The organism is Mumia zhuanghuii, from assembly GCF_042681565.1.
In the GTDB taxonomy this organism is placed as follows: domain Bacteria; phylum Actinomycetota; class Actinomycetes; order Propionibacteriales; family Nocardioidaceae; genus Mumia.
Genome location: NZ_JBHUFT010000001.1, coordinates 582,454 through 602,688, shown reverse-complemented (window position 1 = coordinate 602,688; position 20,235 = coordinate 582,454). Strand labels below are relative to the sequence as shown.

At 67.8% G+C, this 20,235-nt stretch carries 18 protein-coding genes; 8 read left to right on the top strand and 10 right to left on the bottom strand.

From position 1 onward, the window contains the following. Nucleotides 1-27: 27 nt before the first annotated feature. Together ACFSDF_RS02930 and ACFSDF_RS02925 are read right to left on the bottom strand one after the other, a co-directional pair. Nucleotides 28-1,818, bottom strand: a complete 1,791-nt coding sequence (locus tag ACFSDF_RS02930; protein WP_377156077.1) for a thiamine pyrophosphate-binding protein — start codon at nucleotides 1,816-1,818, stop codon at nucleotides 28-30. Between the two features lie 40 nt (nucleotides 1,819-1,858). Next, a complete protein-coding gene (locus tag ACFSDF_RS02925; protein WP_167001301.1) occupies nucleotides 1,859-3,340 on the bottom strand; it encodes an aldehyde dehydrogenase family protein in 1,482 nt (493 codons plus the stop codon). Nucleotides 3,341-3,576: 236 nt separating this feature from the next. On the opposite strand from ACFSDF_RS02925, the gene ACFSDF_RS02920 reads away from it, so the two are divergent. Genes ACFSDF_RS02920 through ACFSDF_RS02910 form a run of 3 tightly spaced genes read left to right on the top strand, consistent with a single transcriptional unit; the run spans nucleotide 3,577 to nucleotide 6,381 of the window. Further along, entirely contained in the window at nucleotides 3,577-4,311 is a 735-nt protein-coding gene (locus ACFSDF_RS02920; RefSeq protein ID WP_208322237.1) for an IclR family transcriptional regulator, read from the top strand. 25 nt (nucleotides 4,312-4,336) lie between these two features. Next, on the top strand, nucleotides 4,337-5,569 hold the full coding sequence (locus ACFSDF_RS02915) for a CaiB/BaiF CoA transferase family protein (RefSeq protein ID WP_377156075.1): 1,233 nt from the start codon (nucleotides 4,337-4,339) through the stop codon (nucleotides 5,567-5,569). Next, a complete protein-coding gene (locus ACFSDF_RS02910) occupies nucleotides 5,566-6,381 on the top strand; it encodes a citryl-CoA lyase (protein WP_167001298.1) in 816 nt (271 codons plus the stop codon). The genes ACFSDF_RS02915 and ACFSDF_RS02910 overlap by 4 nt, the downstream gene beginning before the upstream one ends. A gap of 223 nt (nucleotides 6,382-6,604) precedes the next feature. Here the strand turns inward: ACFSDF_RS02910 and ACFSDF_RS02905 are convergent, their stop codons facing one another. Further along, nucleotides 6,605-7,360 (bottom strand): IclR family transcriptional regulator, encoded by a 756-nt coding sequence (locus ACFSDF_RS02905; protein WP_377156072.1) that lies wholly within the window; start codon nucleotides 7,358-7,360, stop codon nucleotides 6,605-6,607. Nucleotides 7,361-7,523: 163 nt separating this feature from the next. Here ACFSDF_RS02905 and ACFSDF_RS02900 point away from each other — a divergent pair, with 163 nt between their 5' ends. Beyond that, nucleotides 7,524-8,237, top strand: coding sequence for a CoA transferase subunit A (locus ACFSDF_RS02900; protein ID WP_377156070.1), 714 nt, complete (start codon nucleotides 7,524-7,526; stop codon nucleotides 8,235-8,237). Between the two features lies 1 nt (nucleotide 8,238). Next, complete coding sequence (locus tag ACFSDF_RS02895; protein WP_167249259.1) at nucleotides 8,239-8,883, top strand: CoA transferase subunit B; 645 nt, start codon at nucleotides 8,239-8,241, stop codon at nucleotides 8,881-8,883. Between the two features lie 26 nt (nucleotides 8,884-8,909). On the opposite strand, the gene ACFSDF_RS02890 is transcribed toward ACFSDF_RS02895, so the two are convergent. After that, nucleotides 8,910-9,167, bottom strand: a complete 258-nt coding sequence (locus tag ACFSDF_RS02890) for a hypothetical protein (RefSeq protein WP_377156068.1) — start codon at nucleotides 9,165-9,167, stop codon at nucleotides 8,910-8,912. A gap of 224 nt (nucleotides 9,168-9,391) precedes the next feature. After that, a complete protein-coding gene (locus tag ACFSDF_RS02885; RefSeq protein ID WP_167249261.1) occupies nucleotides 9,392-9,592 on the bottom strand; it encodes a hypothetical protein in 201 nt (66 codons plus the stop codon). Between the two features lie 7 nt (nucleotides 9,593-9,599). Between ACFSDF_RS02885 and ACFSDF_RS02880 the strand changes: the two genes are divergently transcribed. Further along, nucleotides 9,600-9,821: a hypothetical protein gene (locus ACFSDF_RS02880; RefSeq protein WP_208322838.1), complete on the top strand. Its 222-nt coding sequence runs from the start codon at nucleotides 9,600-9,602 to the stop codon at nucleotides 9,819-9,821. Nucleotides 9,822-10,068: 247 nt separating this feature from the next. Here the strand turns inward: ACFSDF_RS02880 and ACFSDF_RS02875 are convergent, their stop codons facing one another. The 3 genes from ACFSDF_RS02875 to ACFSDF_RS02865 all read right to left on the bottom strand — a co-directional run bounded on the left by ACFSDF_RS02875 (nucleotide 10,069) and on the right by ACFSDF_RS02865 (nucleotide 14,949). Continuing rightward, nucleotides 10,069-11,244, bottom strand: coding sequence for an ROK family transcriptional regulator (locus tag ACFSDF_RS02875; RefSeq protein ID WP_377156066.1), 1,176 nt, complete (start codon nucleotides 11,242-11,244; stop codon nucleotides 10,069-10,071). A gap of 153 nt (nucleotides 11,245-11,397) precedes the next feature. Next, nucleotides 11,398-13,359, bottom strand: coding sequence for an MBL fold metallo-hydrolase (locus ACFSDF_RS02870; protein ID WP_377156064.1), 1,962 nt, complete (start codon nucleotides 13,357-13,359; stop codon nucleotides 11,398-11,400). Between the two features lie 18 nt (nucleotides 13,360-13,377). Continuing rightward, complete coding sequence (locus ACFSDF_RS02865) at nucleotides 13,378-14,949, bottom strand: carboxylesterase/lipase family protein (RefSeq protein WP_167249267.1); 1,572 nt, start codon at nucleotides 14,947-14,949, stop codon at nucleotides 13,378-13,380. A gap of 375 nt (nucleotides 14,950-15,324) precedes the next feature. Between ACFSDF_RS02865 and ACFSDF_RS02860 the strand changes: the two genes are divergently transcribed. Together ACFSDF_RS02860 and ACFSDF_RS02855 are read left to right on the top strand one after the other, a co-directional pair. Beyond that, nucleotides 15,325-16,710, top strand: coding sequence for an alpha/beta hydrolase-fold protein (locus tag ACFSDF_RS02860; RefSeq protein WP_167249269.1), 1,386 nt, complete (start codon nucleotides 15,325-15,327; stop codon nucleotides 16,708-16,710). A gap of 73 nt (nucleotides 16,711-16,783) precedes the next feature. Next, a complete protein-coding gene (locus ACFSDF_RS02855; RefSeq protein ID WP_377156062.1) occupies nucleotides 16,784-18,412 on the top strand; it encodes a carboxylesterase/lipase family protein in 1,629 nt (542 codons plus the stop codon). A gap of 66 nt (nucleotides 18,413-18,478) precedes the next feature. On the opposite strand, the gene ACFSDF_RS02850 is transcribed toward ACFSDF_RS02855, so the two are convergent. Further along, nucleotides 18,479-19,150, bottom strand: a complete 672-nt coding sequence (locus ACFSDF_RS02850) for a GntR family transcriptional regulator (protein WP_167249273.1) — start codon at nucleotides 19,148-19,150, stop codon at nucleotides 18,479-18,481. A gap of 106 nt (nucleotides 19,151-19,256) precedes the next feature. Beyond that, complete coding sequence (locus ACFSDF_RS02845) at nucleotides 19,257-20,213, bottom strand: VOC family protein (protein WP_167249275.1); 957 nt, start codon at nucleotides 20,211-20,213, stop codon at nucleotides 19,257-19,259. Nucleotides 20,214-20,235 lie beyond the last annotated feature (22 nt).

Below are 20,235 nucleotides of genomic sequence, written 5' to 3'. Positions count from 1 at the left end.
CCTCACTTCTTCGTGTAGGCAGCCGGATCAGGCGAAACGGCCGTGGTAGACGTCCTTGATGTTCCAGTGGCCCGGCGTCGGCACCGGCTCGTTGACCATCGCGATATCGATGACGGCGGGCCTGCGGTTCGTGACCGCCTGAGCAAGCGCCTCGGAGAAGGCACCCGCCGACTCCGGGCGGTAGCCGTCGGCGCCGCACGCCTGCGCGATCACCGAGAAGTCTGGGCTGTAGGGGTTGCCGTCCGGGTCTTGAAACTCACAACCGAACGATGCGCCGAAGTTCGACGCCTGCAGGTCGGCGATCGTGCCGTGCGCACGGTTGTTCATCACGACGAAGACCACCGGTAGCCCCTGCTCCACTGCCATCGGGAGTGCCGGGAGCTGCGCGCTCATCCCCCCGTCGCCGATCAGGGCGACGACGACCTTGTCGGGTGCGGCAACCTGGACGCCCACGGCGGCCGCCGGACCGAATCCCATCGTCGAGAGTCCTCCGGGGGTGATGAAGCGGCCCCGTGGCGGCAGGTCGTAGCACTGGGCGACACCATTCTTGTTCCACCCCACGTCGGTGACGAGGATGGCGTCGTCCGGCAGACCGTCACGCAGGTCGCGAAGGATCCGCTCGGGGCGGAGCGGGAACGCGTCGGAGGCACCACGGTCGCGGCTGTCCTCGAACAGCCGGGTCCGTGTCGACTCGATCGCCTCGCGCAGCCCTGCACGGGGACGCCGCTCGGGACAGGACTGCCTCAACTGCGCCAGAACGGCCTCGACGGTCTGGGACGCGTCGGCCACGATACCGACCTCGACCGGGTAGTTGCGCCCGATCTCGGCAGGATCGAGATCGACCTGGACGAGCTTTCCGGGCGGGAGCCCCCACGTGTAGCGGTCGTCCCACGAGCTCGAGTCGGTCTCGGCGAACCGGGTCCCGAAGGCCAGCACCACGTCGGCCTCACGGGTGTAGTCGTTGGTGAGCTCCAACCCCCAGAAGCCCGTCATACCCATAAGGAGCGGGTGCCTGTCCGGCACCGTCCCCTTGGCCATCAACGAGTGTGCGATCGGGATGTCGAGGTGTTCAGCAAGGGCGATCAGTGCCTCTCGCCCACGCTCGGTCCGTAGCCCTCCGCCGACGTAGACGAGCGGCCGCTCCGCCGAGACGAGAAGGTCCGCGACCCGCTTCGCCTCCGCCTCGCCGACTCCGGGCGTCGTCGACACCGCCACGACCGGGTACGCGTCGGCCGTCTCGAGGGCGAGGGGCCGGGAGAACATGTCCATCGGCACGTTCAGGAGGACGGCACCGGGCCGTCCTGAGGTGGCAGTCCAGAACGCCCGCTCAGTGAACCTAGGGAGGTCCTCGACCCGCGTGACATTCCAGACCCGCTTGGTGAACGGCCGGTAGATCGCCCCCTGGTCGCCGTCCTGGTGCAGGTTGACCTCCTGGTGCGGGTGACGACCGAGGTAGTACGACGGCACGTCGCCGCTGATCGCGATCAGCGGGACGGAGTCGAACGCGGCCGTGGCGACGCCGGTGACGCCGTTCATCATCCCCGGGCCCACGTGCATGAGCACCACGCCGGGCTTGCCACTGATGCGGGCGTAGCCGTCGGCGGCGTGGGCGGCGGCCTGCTCGTGACGGGCGATCACGAACGTGATCGAGCTGCGGCCGATCGCGTCGAGCAGGGCGATGTTGCTGTGACCGCACGTGCCGAAGATGTACTCGACGCCGTAGCCCTCGAGCTGTCGGACAAGGACGTCCGACGCTGTCACGACCGGCCCACCCGCGTCGTCCTGGGCGGTGCCGGCTGATGTCGTCGTGGTGGTCATCGATGCCTTTCGGAGGGGTCGCGTGTGGGGATCGAGATGGTCATCGCTCTTCTCCCCAGATCGTGTGGTCGCGGATGATGAGGGTCTTGACCGACGTGTAGTCGTCGATCATGTGAGCGGGAGACTCGCGTCCGAAGCCGGAGTCCTTGACGCCGCCGAAGGGAATGTGGTCGAGGCGGAAGTTCGAGGAACCGTTGACGATCAGGCCACCGACCTGCAGCTCGCGCCACGTGAGGAGGATGCGGTCCATCCGCTCGGTGAAGAGCCCCGCCTGGAGGCCGTACCGGCTGTCGTTGCACTGGTCGATGACCTCCTCGAGGTCGTCGAACGCCATGACGGCGATGACCGCTCCGAAGGCCTCGCTGGTGACGAGAGTCGCGTCGGCGGCCGGCCTGGCGACGACGGTCGGCGCGAGGGTGGCACCGTCGCGAGTGCCACCGCACACCAGCTCGGCACCCCCGTCGACTGCGTCAGCGACCCAGCGCTCAACCCGCGCAGCGGCTGCGTCGTCGACCATCGACCCCACGTCGGTGCGCGGATCGGCCGGATCGCCCACGACCAGCTGCGCGACCTCTTTCCGCAGCCCGTGGAGGAACGCGTCGAGGACCGACGAGTGAACGTAGATCCGCTGGACCGAGATGCAGCTCTGGCCGGAGTTGGAGAATCCCGTACGGGCGCAGATCCGTGCCGCCCGATCGACGTCCGCGTCGTCACAGACGATGGTGGCCGCGTTACCGCCGAGCTCGAGGACGAGCGGCTTCGCCCCGGCAGCGCGGGCGACGGCGTTGCCGGTCGCGACACTGCCTGTGAAGCTGATGACGGCGACCTCCGGCGCGGCGCACAGGGTCGCGCCGAGCATGCCGTCGCCATGGAGGAGCTGCACGGCCTCGGGCGGCATGCCTGCCTCGAGGAGCAGCGCGACAACGCAGGCCGTGGTCGCCGGCGCCTGCGGCGGGGACTTCACGATGGTCGTGTTGCCCGCGGCGTACGAGGCACCGAGCTTGTGCGCGAGGAGGTTGGCCGGCGCGTTGAACGGGGTGATCGCCAGCGCGACACCCAGGGGCGCACGGAAGGTCATCGCCGTATTGCCGACTCCGTTGTCGTAACCAGCGACAGGAAGGACCTCTCCTCCTATGCGTCGCGTCTCGTCCGCGCACACGGCTAGCGTGTCGGCGACCCGGTCCAGCTCGCGTCCGCCGTCGGAGACAGGCTTGCCGAGCTCACGGGCTATCACCGTGGCGATCGCGTCGCGGTGCACTCGTGCGAGCTCGCTCGCACGGTGCAAGACACGGGCCCGGTGCGCCGGTGAGTAACGAGCCGCCGCGCGCGCACCGGCTGGGCCATTCGCCAGCGCCCGCTCGACGATCTCCGGCGTCGGCTTCCACGCGACCGTCACCGTCTCCCGCAACCACGGCCCGGATCGTTCACATGCCTCCCCGTCCTTCGTCCAGGCTCCGCCCACGTACGACGGCGCATCCATGACACGTCCCTCTGCCGCGGCGCTGAGAATCTGATCGAGCACGCCATCCCCTTCATGGACCACTAGTCGGACCTTCTGGACCGCTGTGCGGTCTTGGGGTAACGTAAGCCGTGAGGCAGGCCACTGGCAAGCGATCGACCACAATTGGATTCGATCGACCCCGTCGGATGAGACTGTGAGCGAAAAATCAGCGGCACAAGCCCACGTCTCCCGACACGAGAGGACGAATGACGATGCCTGAGGCGGCAAGCGGTAAGAGTTCTGGCGACCACGGAGGGGTGCGAAGCGTTCAGCGTGCAGTCGAGATCTTGGCACTGCTCAGCGAGGACCGTCCCGTGGTCACGGTCGGGGAGATCGTCAAGGAGACCGGTCTCGCCAAGACCACAGTCGTCCGCATGCTCGCCACGCTGGGAAAGAACGGACTCGTGTGGACCACGAGCGCCGGCGTCACGGCCGGACCCGGGCTGTGGCGCTGGGCCTACCTCGCCCGTCGGAGCTGGGAGCTCCCCGCGGAGATCCGTCACCTGATGCGCGAGACCGGCCAGAAGACGCGCGAGACCATCAACCTCTATGTCACTCGGGACCTGCAGCGTGTGTGCATCGCGCAGCAGCAGGGCACTCAGACGCTTCGCCACGTCGTCCAGGTGGGCGACCAGCTGCCGCTCTGGGCAGGCGCCTCCTCGAAGGTGCTGCTCTCCGACGCACCAACATCCACCCTCGAGCGGGTGGCCGCCATGTCCCCCCAAGGGGCCGAGCGCCTTCCGGACCTCCGCGAGGCAGTGGGGCGAGCCCGCGAGGACGGATTCGCCGTGAGCCACGGCGAGCGTGAGATCGGGGTGTCGGCCGTCGCCGTACCGGTCATCGCGCCGTCCGGCCGCGTCGGTGCGGCGTTGTCCCTCAGCGGTCCGACCGCGCGGTTCACCGACGAACGTGTGGCTGTCTTCGTCGACGAGCTCATCTCCGCCTCGGCACAGATGACCGCCCGAGGGTTCACGCACCCCTTCGAGGCGTAGCGACAGACCCGACCCAACAAGACACGTGGCCGAGCGGCCACAGGAAGAGGCACGAGTGGAAGACCTACCGTTGAGCGGCATCCGCGTACTCGATCTCACGAACGTGCTGGCGGGTCCCTACTGCAGCTTTCAACTGAGCCTCATGGGTGCTGAGGTCGTCAAGGTGGAGAAGCCCGGCTCCGGCGACCTGGCCCGCCACCTCGGTCCCGACCCGGCACTCAACGACGTCGGCCTGGGTGCCTCCTTCCTCGCGCAGAATGCCGGCAAGAAGTCGGTCGAGCTCGACCTCAAGGATGCCGAGGGCAAGGCGGCATTCGAGGACCTCGTACGTGGCGCAGACGTACTTCTCGAGAACTACCGGGCCGGCGTGCTCACCCGCCTGGGCTATGACTGGGACACGCTCGAGGCGCTGAACCCGGCACTGGTCTACTGCGCGATCAGCGGGTTTGGCCAGACCGGACCGGACAGCCAGGCGCCGGCGTACGACCAAATCGTGCAAGGGCTCTCCGGAATGATGAGCATCACCGGGAGTGCCGACACCGCGCCCCTGCGGATCGGCTTTCCGGTTTCCGACAGCGTCGGCGGACTCATGGCGGCCTTCGCGATCAGCAGTGCGCTCGCGGGGCGCGCACGCACGGGTCGTGGAGCCCATCTCGACCTGTCGATGCTCGAGGCGTCGGTGTCCGCGATGGGATGGGCGGTCTCCAACTACCTGATCAGCGGGATCGAGACCGTCCCCATGGGCGATCAGAACGCGACCGCCGCACCCTCCGGGACCTTCCACGCTGACGACGGCCCCCTCAATATCGCTGCGAACCGTCAGGCCCAGTTCGTCACGCTCTGCACGGTTATCGGCCGCGTCGACCTCCTCGACGACCCACGCTTCGCCACCCGAGACCTCCGCAAGATCCATCGCGAGAAGCTGAACGACGAGATCGACGCCGCGCTCGCCGACCGGTCGGCTGGCGAGTGGGCGAGCAAGCTGTCCGCCGCCGGAGTTCCCGCAGCCCCCATCCTCACCGTCGCCCAGGCGGTGGAGTCGGAGCAACTGGCGTACCGGGAGTTCTTCCACGATGTGCCGTTCCCCGGCCGCCCGGACCGAGTCGTGAGGACCAGCAGCAACGGCATTCATCTCGACGGCCGCCCGCTGCGCCCCCAGGGTCCGCCGCCCTTGCTCGGAGAGCACAACGGCGAGCTCGACGAGCTTCGCCGGTCCGGACGCGAACACGACTCCATCCGCGCCGGAGCGGGATCGTGACGGTCGACCGCTATCCCGAGCCCACCGTCCAGGCCGTGGCGGACTGGTGGGAGACCGCGATCACCCGCATCGCCCCCGGCGAGGTCGAGCACCGCGGCACCCCCGTCCAGCACATGATCGGGGCCGACGACCTCGTCACCTCTGCATGGTTCCTGGTGCGGGGCGACCGCCCCTCCCCGGCCCAGGCCGCGCTCCTCCAGGCCGCCATGGTCGCGTCCATGGACCACGGCCCCCAGGCGCCGTCGATCGCAGTCGCGCGGATCGCTGCCTCGTGCGGCGTCGGCATCAACAACGCCATGGCCTCGGCGGTGAACACCCTCGGCGACCACCACGGTGGAGCAGGACAACAATGCGTCGAGATGTTCGAGGAGATCGTCACGGCCGTCAACGAAGGGCTGACGATCGAGGCGGCGACCGAGGATGTGGTCGCCCGATGGCGCGAACGGTCCCGATATATCCCCGGCTTCGGTCACCGTTTCCATCCTCGCGACCCTCGCCGTGATCCGCTGCTCGGCATGGTCGAGGACGCCGCCGGCGCCGGCGCCGTCTCCGGCAAGTACCTCGAAGCAGCCCTCGCCGTCGAGACGCTTCTGGCGAGCGGCCGAGAGCGGCCCATCCCGATGAACATCGACGGAGCGACTGCGGTGATCTATGCCGAGCTGGGCTTCCCGCCCGAGCTGGCCCGCGGCTTCTTCGTCCTGAGCCGCAGCGTGGGCATCCTCGCCCACGCCTGGGAGGAACGACAGAGCGGACGGCGCAACAAGGGGCCGATCCCGCCGTCGATCCTGCCGACGTTTCGGGCGGCCGAGTAGACGCCACGGCGTCACACTGGAGCTCATGAGGACACGCGGAGGGGGATTCATGACCCGGTCCTTTCGCGGCTCAGGACATGTACTAACTGGTACGTTCGTGAAGTAGATCACACCGTGTCGCCGCACGGCAAGGAGTCCTCCGCGCTGAGCGATGAGGCCGGCACCGTCGGTGGCAAGACGCCTTCGGGCAAGATCCAACGCCGTCACCTGACAGCGCAGCTCCTCAGCTGAGCGCGCGTGAGAGGTGGTGGGCCTCAGCGAGCAGCAGGTGCCCCAGCTCGGCCTGACGGTCGGGGACGAACCGGCCCTGTACGCCGGTGAGGGTGAGCGCCCAGCGCGGTGACCCGTCACCGTCGAAGACGGCGGCGGCCATGCCCCAGCTTCCCTCGACGACGAGTCCTGGGTTCAGCGACCATCCGCGCTCGCGCGTGAGCCGGATCCGTTCACGGATCGCCGCTTCGCTGTGGCTCTCGCCCCACGCCTGGGTGAGGTCGGCCCTCGCGAGGTAGTCGGCGATCTCGTGCTCGCTCAGGTAGGCGAGGAGGACGATGCCGGCCGAGACCACACCGAGCGGGAACCGTGCTCCCTCGTACAGGACGAACGAGCGGATCGGGAACGAACCGTCCTGCCTCAGGAGCACCACGGTCTCGTCGCCGCGTCGGACGGAGAAGAACGCGCTCTCGCCGGTCGCCTCGGCGAGCCGGCGCACCGCGCTCGCCGCGTCCTCGGTCACCGCGAAGCGCGAGGCCGCGCGCGCCCCGAGGACGTACAGCTCAGGGCCGAGGAACCAGCGACCTGTCCGCCCGTCGCGATCGACCATGCCCTCCTCGGCGAGGGACTCGAGCAGCCGGTGGACGGTGGGGCGTGGGAGCCCGGTCGCCCTTGCGACCTCGGTCGTCGTCAGGCCGTCGCTCTCGGTGGCGGCGAGCGCGCGCAGCAGCGCACTGACACGACCGACCATCTGCGTCGACTCCGGCATCTGCCGAGCCTATCTGCGCGTTCATTGAGTGGACGCAGGTGTCTGCTCAGCGTCCGCGCAGCGGGAAGATTCTCCGCGACATCTGCCGGGTGGTTGACGCCGTACGGTGTGACGACGTTCACTCAGTGCGACCGACCAGTGAACACAGGAGTTCCGCGGACCTATGCGCAAGCTCAGAGAAGACGCGACCGAATCGCTCGACGGAGTGCTCAAGGACGGCATCACGATCGCCGTCGGTGGCTTCGGGTTGAGCGGCAACCCGTTCGACCTCATCGAGGTCGTACGCGACTCGGGGGTGACCGGGCTGACGATCGTCTCCAACAACATGGGCGTCGACGGCGCCGGTCTCGGGATCTTGCTGGAGAACAACCAGGTCGCGAAGGTGATCGCGTCGTACGTCGGCGAGAACAAGCTCTTCGCCAAGCAGTTCCTCGACGGGGTGCTGGACGTCGAGTTCGCGCCCCAAGGGACGCTGGCCGAGCGCATGCGCGCAGGAGGCGCCGGCATCGCCGCCTTCTACACCCGTACGGGCGTCGGGACTCAGGTCGCCGAGGGCAAGCCGACGGCCGAGTTCGACGGTGAGACGTACGTGCAGGAGCGGGGCATCGTCGCCGATCTCGCCCTGGTGCACGCGCACACCGCCGACCAGGCGGGCAACCTCCGCTACCGGCTCACGTCGCGCAACTTCAACCCCGTCGTCGCGACCTGCGGCAAGGTCACGGTCGCCGAGGCCGAGCATGTCCTCGACGGCTACCTCGACCCCGACGAGGTCGCGACCCCCGGCATCTACGTCAACCGCCTGGTGGAGGCACGCCCGCGCGTGAAGCCCATCGAGCAGCGGACGACCCGACCGAACCCCGCGAAGCAGGAGGCCTGACATGGCGTGGACGCGAGACGAGATGGCCGCGCTGGCCGCCCAGGAGCTGCACGACGGCGACTACGTCAACCTCGGCATCGGCATCCCGACGCTGGTCGCCAACCATCTCCCTGACGGGGTCTCGGTGGTGCTCCAGAGCGAGAACGGCATCCTCGGTATGGGCCCGTTCCCGTACGAGGGTGAGGAGGACGCCGACCTCATCAATGCCGGCAAGCAGACCGTCACGACCATCGACGGTGCGAGCATCTTCGACTCGGCGACCTCGTTCGCGATGATCCGCGGTGGCCACGTCGATATCGCCATCCTCGGAGCGCTGCAGGTCGCGGCCAACGGCGACCTCGCGAACTGGACCATCCCGGGCAAGCTCGTCAAGGGGATGGGCGGGGCGATGGACCTCGTCGCAGGGACGCGGCGCATCGTCGTCCTCACCGAGCACGTCGCCCGCGACGGCGCCCCGAAGATCGTCGAGACCTGCGAGCTCCCGCTCACTGGCGTCGGTGTGGTCGACCGGATCGTCACCGACCTCGCGGTCATGGACGTGACCGAGGACGGGCTCGAGGTCCTTCAGCTCGCGCCCGGCGTCACGTTCGAGGAGCTGACGTCGAAGACCGCCGCGCCGCTGCGGCAGGCCAGCGCCGTCGCGTGAGCCAAGGGGTGCCAGACGAGCGGGTCCTAGCGACGAGCCTCTGAACCGCCTGGGTCGGTGTCGCCGATCTCATCGACCCAGGCGGCGTGCTCGGCCCGCGCCCAGCGGCTCGAGACCCGTCCCGCGCGCATCCCCCGACGGGCTTCGGGGTCCTTGAGCGCGTACACGATGTGGCCGATCACGAGGATTCCGAGACCAAGCGCGAACCAGACGCGGACGAACGTCGCATCCGACCGCCACGACAGCCGGACCAGTGTCGGGCCAGCCGGATCAGGAAAGACCAACCGCCATGCGCGCCCTCGCCGACATTCGAACGACCACCAACGCCCAAACGCGACCCCGTCGATACCCTCCGCGACGTGATCACACGCGCCGCCGCAGCAACATGCGCGATTCACACACGACGCAAGGTTCACCACCGCGACCGGGCACCACAGTCAATATTCCGGCGCCCCGCTCAGCTGCGGTGACACCCAGCTGTGGCGCAGAAGGGATCCGTTGACGGTGTTCACCCCGTAAAGACGGCGCTCTCGTGATCAGAGGTCGGCGTGACCTCAACGGTCAGCGACTTGGCCGAGGTCAGCCCGTACCCGATCCAGAACGAGATGCGCTTTGCCGGCAGCACCACCCTTGTCGGGCTCCCGCCCATGTTGGAGTCGTAGATCTCGCTTCCCTCGGCGCCGTCAGACGACGCCGAGCTGGAGAACATCGTGATCGTGAAGGCCGCAGATGTGCCGGTGATGGACCGCGGCGGTGCCGTGGTGGCCACCCCACTGGTGACCACGGCAGTCGCCGGAGGCGAGAACCACATCACCACCGCCATGAGCGTCTATCCCATCGGGTCCGGTGCTCCGATGCACTCGCACAACTGCGACGAGCACGTGACGATCCTCGACGGAGAGGCCGAGGTGTGGTCGATGGTGAGGCGACGCGCCTGAAGCAGTACGACACGACGTATGTGCCCGCTCCTATCCCTCACTTTTTCTGCAACGTCGGGGATGTTCCCGCTGCGGATCTTGTGGGTATACACGTCCGGTCACGTCACACGGACGTTCACCGAGACCGGACTGACCGTCGAGCATCTGTCCGCCGAGGAGCAGATGGGCAAGGACTGAGACAGGCAGAAGCTGGCCGACGCGTGCGTGCGACCATCCCGCGCGTCGTGAGGAATGAGTCCGGCGGCGTCTACACGCTCGCCGCACGGTCGATCTCCATCGCCCGGACTAGCGCGCCAAGGGCCTCCGCCCGCTCGCCGAGGGGGCAGATCGAGATCTCGCTGAACGAGGCGATCCGCGGCATGACGGCGCTCTCGAACGCACGCTGAACAGGGGCAAGCAGCGCGTCGCCCGCGCGAGCAAGCGGTCCCCCGATGACGATGCGGCGAGGGTTGACAGTCATCGCAAGGAGCCCGAGACCTCGGCCGAGAGCGTCCGCAGCATCCCGCAGCGCGGCGAGCGCGACGGGATCCCTCGCCTCGATCAGCTTGATCGCCTCGTCCACCGTCACCGCTCGATCCGTGGCTGCGGCGATCGCATGGCGAACTGCCTCCGTCGAGCCAATCGTCTCGAGGCAGCCGCGTCGGCCGCACCGGCAGACCAGCGCGAGGCGCGGATCGACCGTCAGGTGCCCGATCTCCCCCGTCGTGCCGGCGCCCCCTCGCCACAACCGCCCATCGAGCACGATCCCAGCGCCCACCCCGGTACCGATCTTGATGAAAGCCAGTCCGTCACTCGTGTCATACACCCGCTGCAGCGCGACCGCGCCAAGGTTCGCGTCGTTCTCGATGACCGCGGGACAGCCGAGACCTTCCGACACGATGTCCCGAAGCGGTACATGTCCCCAGCCAGGCAGGATGGAGCCTCCGGTCACGGCGCCGGTCCGGACGTCGACGGGTCCAGGGACACCCATCGCGAGTCCGGTGATCCGTCCTCGGTCCAGCCCGGTCCGTTCACATCCCTCGTCCACGAGTCGTGCAATGAGCTCGATGGTCTCCGCGACGCCGTGCCGATCCTTCAAGGTGACAACGTTCTCGTCGACGACACGGTCGAGCGACGAGCCGATGAGGACTCGGACGTGCGTCCTACCGAGGTCGACGCCGATGCCGTACTCCTGGCGGTCGGGCGCCTGGGCCACGAGGTTGCTGCGTCGTCCGTTGGCCATACCTGAGGTGACGACGAGGTCGCCGGCCGAGGTGAGCTCCTGCACGAGACCGGACACCAGGCCCGGGGAGAGTCCGGTCGTCCGTGCGAGGTCGGCCTGGCTCCTCGGCGTGCCGTCCCTGAGCAGGTCGAGCAGTCGCTCGCGGTTCGCCCTGCGCAGGCCGGTGAGGGAGCCGGGGCCGGCATCGTCCCGTGTTGTCACGTCCCTCTCCTCTCCGTGCGGGCACGCGCCGCTGCACGCGGCCGTCACGCACGATAGCGCGCACGTCGCATCTTCTCGGGTCTTTCACAGGACCTCTGGTGTGAAGGCTGCTGGGTCGGCGGCCGCCCTGGTCGGGGGCGGCCGCCTCCCCGGTCAGGTCGGGACGAAGACCCACGCGAGGGCTTCCCCGGTCCCCGCCCGGTACGCCTCGTAGCCCGGCCGTGGCGAGGTCACCGGCTCGCTGGCGACTGCGGTCTGAATCGAATCGACGTAGGCCGGTCGCGTGTGCCACTGGTGGTTGTGGGACGTGTAGAGCGTGTCGTACGCACCGCTCGTCTCGGATCGCCACTCTGTCAGCGCTGTCCCGAACTCCTCGAGCGAGCCCGACAGCGTCAGGCCAGCAGCACCTTGTGTTCCGAGGGCATCGCCGGCGAAGAGGACGCGCGACACCGGGTCGAGCAGGGTGACGGCGTCGTCCCTGACACCGGGAAGCGCATCCACGGCGAGACGGACACGCCGCCCATCCGTGTCGCGTCCGAGATCGATCGAGTCTCCTGGTCGCAGGGTCCTGACGTGTCGATGCTGACGTCCGACCTCGGCGCCCTTCGGCACCCAGACGTCATGGCCGGCGAAATTCCGGATTCCCGCGATCCCTGCGGGGTCACCGGAGGTGAGGACGACGTCGAGCCGGCGACTTCGCACCAGGCGCTGCGCGTACCGCGCGAGCCCTGGCGCTGCGCGACCTGACGTGATGAGGACCGCCTTGTTGGTCCCACGCACCAGGAAGGATGACTCCTCGGCCGAGTCACGGATCATCACCAACCCGGTCTTGATGTTGTTCAGGAAGGCGTACGGGTCGTCGAGGAACGGATCCTGCGGATAGCGGCTGGGGATGTTGATGCCGTGGAACTCGCGCAGGTCACCGTTGCCACCGGCCGGGCCACCCGGATAGAGGTTGGTGAGGCTGTAGACCATGCGTGCCGTGCCGCCGCTGATCCAGACGGCCTCTCGCCCGATCTCGTGGTAAGGATCCCCCAGGATGCCGCCGTCGAGTGCTCCACCAGCTGCCCTCGCCATGTCATCGAGGTACGAGAGGTCGAGAGGACGCCCATTGATCGGCGGCCTGCCTCGTCCGAACTGCTTGATCTGGTAGAAGTGCGCAGGCAGAAGGGCGAGCCCCTTCAGCGGCCTCAGATCACGACGCAGCTCATTGAGCATGTCGTGATACAGGGTCGTCGTGGCCGACGCGAAGTGTGCCCAGACGTACGCCGAGCCGATCGCGTCCCCGGTGGCGAGCATGAGGTTCGCGGCGTCGAGGTACCCGGTCGAGCCTGGCGTGTGGCCGTACATCGCGACGGCGTCGATCCGGCGACCGCCGAGGTCGACGTGTCCGACGGCCTGGCCCGAGCCGTTCGTGGTCGACCCGCCACCCTGCCGGATCGGCACCCACGTCGGCCCGGCCGTCGTCGTAGGCGTCCAGTCGAGATCCGGGTAGTAGAGCGTCCGGTCGGTCATCTGGAACGCCTTGCCCGTGTGGTCCCCGTGGCGATGGGTGATCGCCACGTCGAAGTCGACGGGATCCGGACGCACGGTTTTGCCGTCGTCCTCGTGCGAGAGCAGCCAGTGGCAGACCGCCTTGAGGTCGTTGACACCGATCGTCTCCGGGGTGTTCTGGGCGGTGTCGACGAGGAGTGCGCGTTCGGAGCCCTCGAACAGCCACATCGTGGAGCCCTGGGCGTACTGGCTGCCGTCCTGTCGCGGCGTCGTGAGCGCCATGTTCTCGACCCGCCAGGTGCGGTGGCCCCGCTTGCTGACGTGGATCAGGTAAGCCGTGTAGGCACCCCACGGGTTCGGCCCCGCGAACCCCGTCCCCAGGGGGCGGCCCCACGGGTCTTGGACGACCTCGACGAACCCGGGGACCAGGCGGTACCAGGAGATCGCCGACGCATGGCCGCCCTTCGATGGATTCGTACGTGCGGTGTTCGCGGCTGCGGTCGACGTCCCGCCGGCGACGCCTGCCGCGAGAGCGAACACTCCGGCGGCCCGCAGGACGTTGCGCCTGTTGATGGTCGACGACACCTCGTGCGTGCAGACGTCATGGTCGTGCTCTGTCATGTTCGATCTCCTTGGGCCTCAGGACAGCCAGAAGTCGCAGTGGTGATCGGCGCGAAGGGTGGTGACGGCCTTGCTCGCGCCACCGGCACGCAGGCTCATCACGCGCCGCTCTTCGCCGTAGGTCGGCCAGGCGGGCGCGCCCCGGACGTTCGGATTGCCGGTGCGGGCGAAAGCACCCCAAGAGCGCATCATCTGGTCGGAGAGCCGCTCCTGCGTCCGCGTCAACGGCCGCTCGCCGAGGGTGAAGTCGAACAGGTACGCGAGCTCCGCGCTGTGAGCGTTGGACATGTCCTCGCCCGGGATCGCGAATCCGTACAGAGTCGGCGAGGTCGGGTCGTCGAACTCGTATCGGTACGTCGGGGTCTCGGAGTCCATCGTCTCCGCGACTCGCTCGATCGTGCACGCCCGACCGGCGTCCGTCTGGACCTGGGTGATCGCGTCGTACGGGGTCTTGAACTCGCTCAGCGGGTAGCGCGCAAGGACCTGGTCCGCCCGATCTCCGTACGTGTCGCGGATCCGCTGCTCGTAGCCCTCGGCCGTGATGCCGGCCAGCGCTGTCGAGAGCAGGCGGTTCTCCGACTTCGTGGATCCTGTCATCAGGGGCACCTTGTTCCAAGTGCCGGCGGCGACCGCACCGGCGAACGTCACGGGCATCAGACCGCTCGCGGACTTGGAGGAGCCGGTGTAAGCACCCTGGTTCGCGACCAGCTTGCCGGGAAACGCCTTCCGCAGGCACGCGACCGCGGTCGCCGGGTCCGGGCAACCCACTGCCGTGGCGTAGGTCAGTCCTGTCTGCTCGGCGGAGGCGAGCGTCGGTCGGTTCGCGAGGCAGTCCTGGCTCTGTGCGATCGCGCGATGGAAAAGGCCCTTCGCCGACGGGATGGCCATCAGGTCACAGACGGCCTGACCCCCGGCGGACTGACCGTAGATCGTGACGTTGCGCGGATCTCCACCGAACTTCGCGACGTTGTCGCGCACCCACTCGAGCGATGCGATCTGGTCCATGCGGCCGTAGTTTCCCGAGCCTCCGGGCGTTGCCGAGCTCAGCGACGGATGGGCGAGGAACCCCAGAGCGCCGAGCCGGTAGTTGACAGACACCACGATGGTGTCGGTCTTCGAGGCCATCGTGCTGCCGCCGTAGATGACGCCGGTGCCCTGCGTGTGACCTCCGCCGTGGAACCAGACCATGACCGGCAGCTTTGAGCGCTTCCCTGGGTTCTTCGGCCGGTAGAGATCGAGGTACAGGCAGTCCTCACTTGTCGCCTGTTCCTCACGGACTCCCGTCGGCTCGAACTGCACGCAAGCCGGCGACTGCCGGTCGGCATCGCGGACCCCCTTCCACGAGGCAGGCTCCGCGGGAGCGGCGAACCGCAGGTCCCGCACGGGAGGCGCCGCGTACGGGACACCGAGGAACTGATCGGCGCTCGATGCGGAGACGCCGCGGATCGCACCGGCCTCGGTCGCGATGACCGGGCGCGACGCCCCGTCGCCGTGAGACCGACCCGCCGAGAACGTCGGCTGGGCGGCGCCGAGCGCGAGAGTCGTCGCAGTGCCCAACGCGACGAGGATATGGCGGACAGAAGGCTTCATGACGGTCCCCCTACAGGCCGAAATGGTGAGCGTGATGCGCCTCACACTGACCCAGCGCGAAGCCCCCTGTCAATCGGTCAGCCGACATCTTCCCTTCAGGGTATGAACCTACTGTCGACAATCTGGTCGCTGATCTGGCCGACAGAACTGTGAATATTTTGCCTCCGATTTGCGAAGGCAAGCGACTGCCTGCGCACGCGTGGTCGCCTGACATGACAGGTCAAATCGGCTCTGCGTTCAGATTATGAAGACTTGCAGTTACATACCGCTCTGCAGACTTCACGGTTTGACGGCCACATCAGAGCCGCCTAACTTCCCGTTTACGTGGCGTACATCACGTACGCGTCCATCGGCACACCACCGAGAGGCAGAACGATGTCGACCAGCTCCTTCTGGCGCAACGGACTTCGCGCCGCGGCGGCCATCCTCGGCGCCAGCGCGCTGACCGTCGTCGTCGCGGGACATGCAGCGACCCCTGCGGACCGCGGCGGCCACGACCGACGCCTTGGCACCAGCCCCGTCCTCAAGCACACCGGCAAGGCGCCCACCGGCTACTCGGTGACCTTCCGCTACTACGCCCCGACAGCATCACGGGTGCAGATCAAGGGCGAGTGGTCCTTCGTCCGACCGAGCGCCCTCCCGCAGGTCGCGAGCACGCCAGACCACACGGTGGAGTCGCAAGGCATCCTGCCCCTCGACTGGCGGCCTGGCGACGCCCCGATGCCCTACCCGAACTCGACCGACCCGAACTTCCCGGTCAACGACATGGCGAAGGAACGCAACGGCGTCTGGACCTTCACGACTCCTCTGCCGTCCGGCGTCTTCACCTACGCCTTCTTCGTCGACTGCCCGACGGACAACGGTGCTGGGTGCACCCCGGTCTCTGACCCGAGCAACGCACCGTGGAACGAGAAGAACGACACCGTGACGGGATCCGCCGTCCCCAACAGCCAGGTCTATGTGCCCTCCGACAGCCGCTTCGGCACCGTCGACTACTCATGGCAGGCGCCGGCGAAGAAGCAGGGCAAGCTGCGCATCGCCACGTACAGCTCGCCCGGACACGTCACGCCGGTCGACGAGAACCGGCTCGTGGTCTACACCCCGCCGTCCTACGACCCGCGCCGCTCCGAGCCGTATCCGACGCTCTACCTCAATCACGGCGGAGGGGAGAACGAGATGGGGTGGAGCACACAGGGTGACGTCAAGAACATCATGGACAACCTCATCGCCACCGGCGAGGTCGTCCCGATGGTAGTCGTCATGCCGAACGCCAACGGCTACCCGGCATCGACCGACAACGCCGCCTTCCGATCAGACCTCATCGACCGCATCATCCCGTGGGTCGAAGATCGCTATCACGTTTCAACAACCGCCGCCGACCGCGCCTTCTCGGGACTCTCGGCAGGTGGCCGCATCACCAACCACCTGATGCTGAACGACACCGAGCAGTTCGGCTACTACGGCATGATGAGCGCCGGCCTGGCTCCCGGGCAGACGCTCTCGGACGAGCAAGTCACCGCGCTGAAGAAGGTCTCGGTCTTCATCGGCGCCGGATGGCAGGACGTCATCTTCGCCAAGGGCTTCAACAACTTCCACACGGGGCCCGCGATGGAAGTCTCGACCTTCGTCGACGCGGGCGTCCCGGTGACGCCCGACTTCGTCCACGGCGGCCACAACTGGAACGTGTGGCGGCTCCTGCTCAAGGACTTCGTCACCCGCGTCGCCTTCCTGCCGCAGCCCTTCGCGTCATGGGAGGGCTGACGCGACTCCACGATCTCGTGCCGATGGCGGCACGGCTCTCGGGACCAAGACCACCAGTAGAGAGGAAGCATCCATGAGAAGACTCCACTCAACACTGCTCGCAGCGGTCTCCGGCGCGGCGCTCGTCGCCGTCGGTATTCCAGCCGCATCAGGGGTCGTCACCACGATCCGCCACGACGACGGCGGCGAGTACGCGGGCCAGTATCCGGTGGTTCGCACCGACAAGGGACAGGTCCGGGGTGAGGCCAAGTCCATGGTCACCTCGTTCAAAGGCATCCCGTACGCCGAGCCACCCGTCGGCAACCTGCGGTGGAAGGCGCCACAGAGCGCCGAGTCGTGGCGCGGCGTCAGGGACGCCACCGAGTTCGGCGGCTCCTGCGTCCAGGGCAGCGGCTGGGATCCGGGGTACGAAGAAGTGACGTTGACCGAGGACTGCCTCTACCTCAACGTCTACCGCCCCACGAACAGCTCGAAGAAGAAGCTCCCCGTCTTCGTCTGGAACCACGGCGGCGGCAACACCGGCGGCGCGGGACGCGACACGAACCCCGACAAGTTCGTCACGAAGCAAGACGTCGTCTTCGTGACCATCAACTACCGCCTCGGGGCGATGGGCTGGCTCTACACCAACGGCATCAACCAGGACAACCGCGACGGTGCCGCCGGCAACTTCGGGATCCTCGACCAGCAGGCAGCGCTCAAGTGGGTTCAGAAGAACATCCGCTCCTTCGGCGGTGACCCCGACAACGTCACGCTCGCCGGTCAGTCCGCAGGCGCACGCAACACCTGCACCCAGCTCGCCTCACCCGGTGCGAAGGGTCTGTTCGACCGGGTCATTCTCCAGAGCGGCGGCTGCAACTCACCCGCGCGCACCCAGGAGGCCGCTGCGACCAGCGGCGACAGGTTCGCGGCCGAGCTCGGCTGCGCCACGGGTGCGGGCCAGACCGCGTGTCTGCGCTCGAAGAGCCCGGCCGAGGTGCTTGCGGCACAGCAGAAGGTCGGACAAAGCGCCTCGGTGTACGGCACCCGCGTGCTGCCCGAGGACCCGTTCGAGCTGTTGAAGGCCGGCAGGCTCACGAACCTGCCTGTCATCATCGGGGGTACCTCCGACGAGCGCCAGCAGTCCGTGTTCGGGCAGTACGACTATCGCGGAAACCCGCTCACCGAGGAGCAGGTGTCGGACCTGATCGACTCGACCTACGAGGACGGAGCCGATGCGGTCAAGGCCGCGTACGACGTCGGGGACTACCACTCGCCGACCGTCGCGTGGGGCGCGATCCAGAGCGACGAACGCGCCTGCACCGATCAGACGCAACGCAACCGGTTCGCCGCGGACACCCGCACGTACGCGTACGAGTTCGCCGAGAAGGACGGGCCTCCGTTCACCTCGATCTGGCGCCTGAACACCGACTATCCGTTCGGTGCCACCCACGTGAACGATCTCGGGTATCTGTGGGACTACCTCGGCACCGCGCTGCCGTTCAGCACCGATCAGGTCGACCTGTCGAACCAGATGATCAGCTACTGGGCGAGCTTTGCCGAGGACGGGGATCCCGACGTCCGGCATGCACCTGACTGGCCGCGTTACCGCGTCGAAGGGAACCAGCTCCAGTTCGTCGCTCCGAGCGCCGCTGAGGTCTCGAGCACCGATATCGAGGCTTCGCACAAGTGCGAGCTCTGGGACGAGGTGAGCCCGGCAGCCTGACCGTACGACCTCGCGACCGCCGTCCGGATGCCGTAGGGGCTGTCCGGGCGGCGGTTCGCCGCGGCGTCACACCGCTGCAGCTTCTTGCGCCGCCGATTGACGCATCGCGTCGATGACACTTTCAAGGTGCCGTCGCACGGCAGCCGAAGCGGCGTCGGGATCACGTGCGCAGACCGCCTCGATGATCTCCAGGTGCTCCACGATGGAGACCTGCGGGCGGCCGGGCTTGGTGGCGAGCTTGAACTGGTGACGGACCAGCTGGCCGTGCAGGCGGTCGAGGACGTCGGCTGCTGTGTGCTGCCCGCTGAGGTCGCGCAGCGCCTGGTGGAGCCGCTGGTTGAGAGCCGAGTATCCGAACACGTCACCAGAGGCCACCGCCGTACGCATGTCCGTGCCGATCTGCCGGAGCATCACGATCGCCTCGTCGTCGACCCGCTCGGCGGCCTTCGCCGCACAGAGCGCCTCGACCACCATCCGTACCTCGTAGATCTCAGTCGCTTCGTCGAGCGAGATGACCCTCACCCGTGCGCCACGGTTTGCGATCCGCTCGACGAGCCCCTCGGTCGCAAGGCTGAAGAGCGCCGCACGGACGGCCGCGCGGCTCGCGTGGAACTGCTCGGAGAGGTCTGCTTCGACGAGCCGCTGGCCGGGAACGAAGTCCGCCCCAAGGATCGCGTCGCGGATCGCCGCCGTCACGACCTGGGGATCACTCGTCGGACGCTGGTTGCCTGCCGCCATGAGCGACCTCCCTCTATCCCTGCGCCGGTCCCGGATTGCCGACAATATTGACACAGATCATAGGTTAGGCGAGGGGTGGCGCGGCCCTGCCTCGAGCATGTCGACGTCATGCTTCTGGCAGCGGCGGTGTGCCGTGGGTGTGGAAGCTCTGGATCGTCTTCAGGCCCCACGCTTGCCCCTTCGCGCGCTCCTTCTCCGTCCAGGTGATCAAGGACCAGTCCGGCGCGAGCACCAGCCGCGTCAGCGGGTTGCAGAGCTCGATGCGGTTACCGCCGGGTTCGTAGACGTACAGGAAGAACGTCTGCTGGATCGCGTGCTTGTGCGGCCCGGTCTCGATGAACACGCCGTTGTCGAGGCACAGGTCGGCGGCGCGCAAGATGTCTTCACGTGTATCGGTGGCGAAGGCGATGTGGTGCAACCGGCCTGACGAGCCGGACCAGTCCTCGGTGTAGACGAGGTCGTACGACTTGTTGTTGAAAGTGAGCCACCGGGCGGCGATCTTGCCGGTGTCGAGCTGGATCTGCTCGGTGGGACGGGCACCCAGGACGTCGCCGATGAACTCGGCGTTGGGGAGGACCGATGCGGCCAGGAAGTTCACGTGGTCGAGCCGACGAACACCAACTCCTTGGCGAGGCTTCGCTTGCGGCTGGTTCTTGAGGCCCGGCGCAAGCTCGGGCGGGGCCTCGTACCACCTGGTCTCGTAGTACAGCCCGATCTCGTGGCCGTCGGGGTCGGTCGTCACGTACGTCCGTCCGGTGCCCGCACGGCCTTCCTCCCAACGGCCCACACCGCCCGACGCCTCGATCGCGCGGACGCGCCGCTGAAGCGCTTCCTCGCTCGAAGCGCGCAGGGCTGTACGGCCGAGGCCGGGCGTCTTGTTCGAGGTGACCACGATGCTCGTCTCCTCGTAGTCGTCGAAGGTCCGCAGGTACGCCGAGCCCGCATCACGGGAGGACTCGGTCAGGCCGAGGATCTCGGTGAAGAACCAGACAGTTCCGTCGAGGTCGGGCGTGAGCAGCTCGACATGGCCGAGGTGGGCGATGTCGCCCATCGGTGCCGGCATGGTGGTCTCCTTGTGGTCTCGA

Coding starts and splice junctions, on each gene's coding strand:
- ACFSDF_RS02930 (WP_377156077.1), bottom strand. CDS start 1,818: ATGACCACCACGACGACATCAGCCGGCACCGCCCAGGACGACGCGGGT.
- ACFSDF_RS02905 (WP_377156072.1), bottom strand. CDS start 7,360: ATGCCGGAGTCGACGCAGATGGTCGGTCGTGTCAGTGCGCTGCTGCGC.
- ACFSDF_RS02900 (WP_377156070.1), top strand. CDS start 7,524: ATGCGCAAGCTCAGAGAAGACGCGACCGAATCGCTCGACGGAGTGCTC.
- ACFSDF_RS02895 (WP_167249259.1), top strand. CDS start 8,239: ATGGCGTGGACGCGAGACGAGATGGCCGCGCTGGCCGCCCAGGAGCTG.
- ACFSDF_RS02885 (WP_167249261.1), bottom strand. CDS start 9,592: ATGTTCTCCAGCTCGGCGTCGTCTGACGGCGCCGAGGGAAGCGAGATC.
- ACFSDF_RS02870 (WP_377156064.1), bottom strand. CDS start 13,359: ATGACAGAGCACGACCATGACGTCTGCACGCACGAGGTGTCGTCGACC.
- ACFSDF_RS02865 (WP_167249267.1), bottom strand. CDS start 14,949: ATGAAGCCTTCTGTCCGCCATATCCTCGTCGCGTTGGGCACTGCGACG.
- ACFSDF_RS02860 (WP_167249269.1), top strand. CDS start 15,325: ATGTCGACCAGCTCCTTCTGGCGCAACGGACTTCGCGCCGCGGCGGCC.
- ACFSDF_RS02855 (WP_377156062.1), top strand. CDS start 16,784: ATGAGAAGACTCCACTCAACACTGCTCGCAGCGGTCTCCGGCGCGGCG.
- ACFSDF_RS02850 (WP_167249273.1), bottom strand. CDS start 19,150: ATGGCGGCAGGCAACCAGCGTCCGACGAGTGATCCCCAGGTCGTGACG.
- ACFSDF_RS02845 (WP_167249275.1), bottom strand. CDS start 20,213: ATGCCGGCACCGATGGGCGACATCGCCCACCTCGGCCATGTCGAGCTG.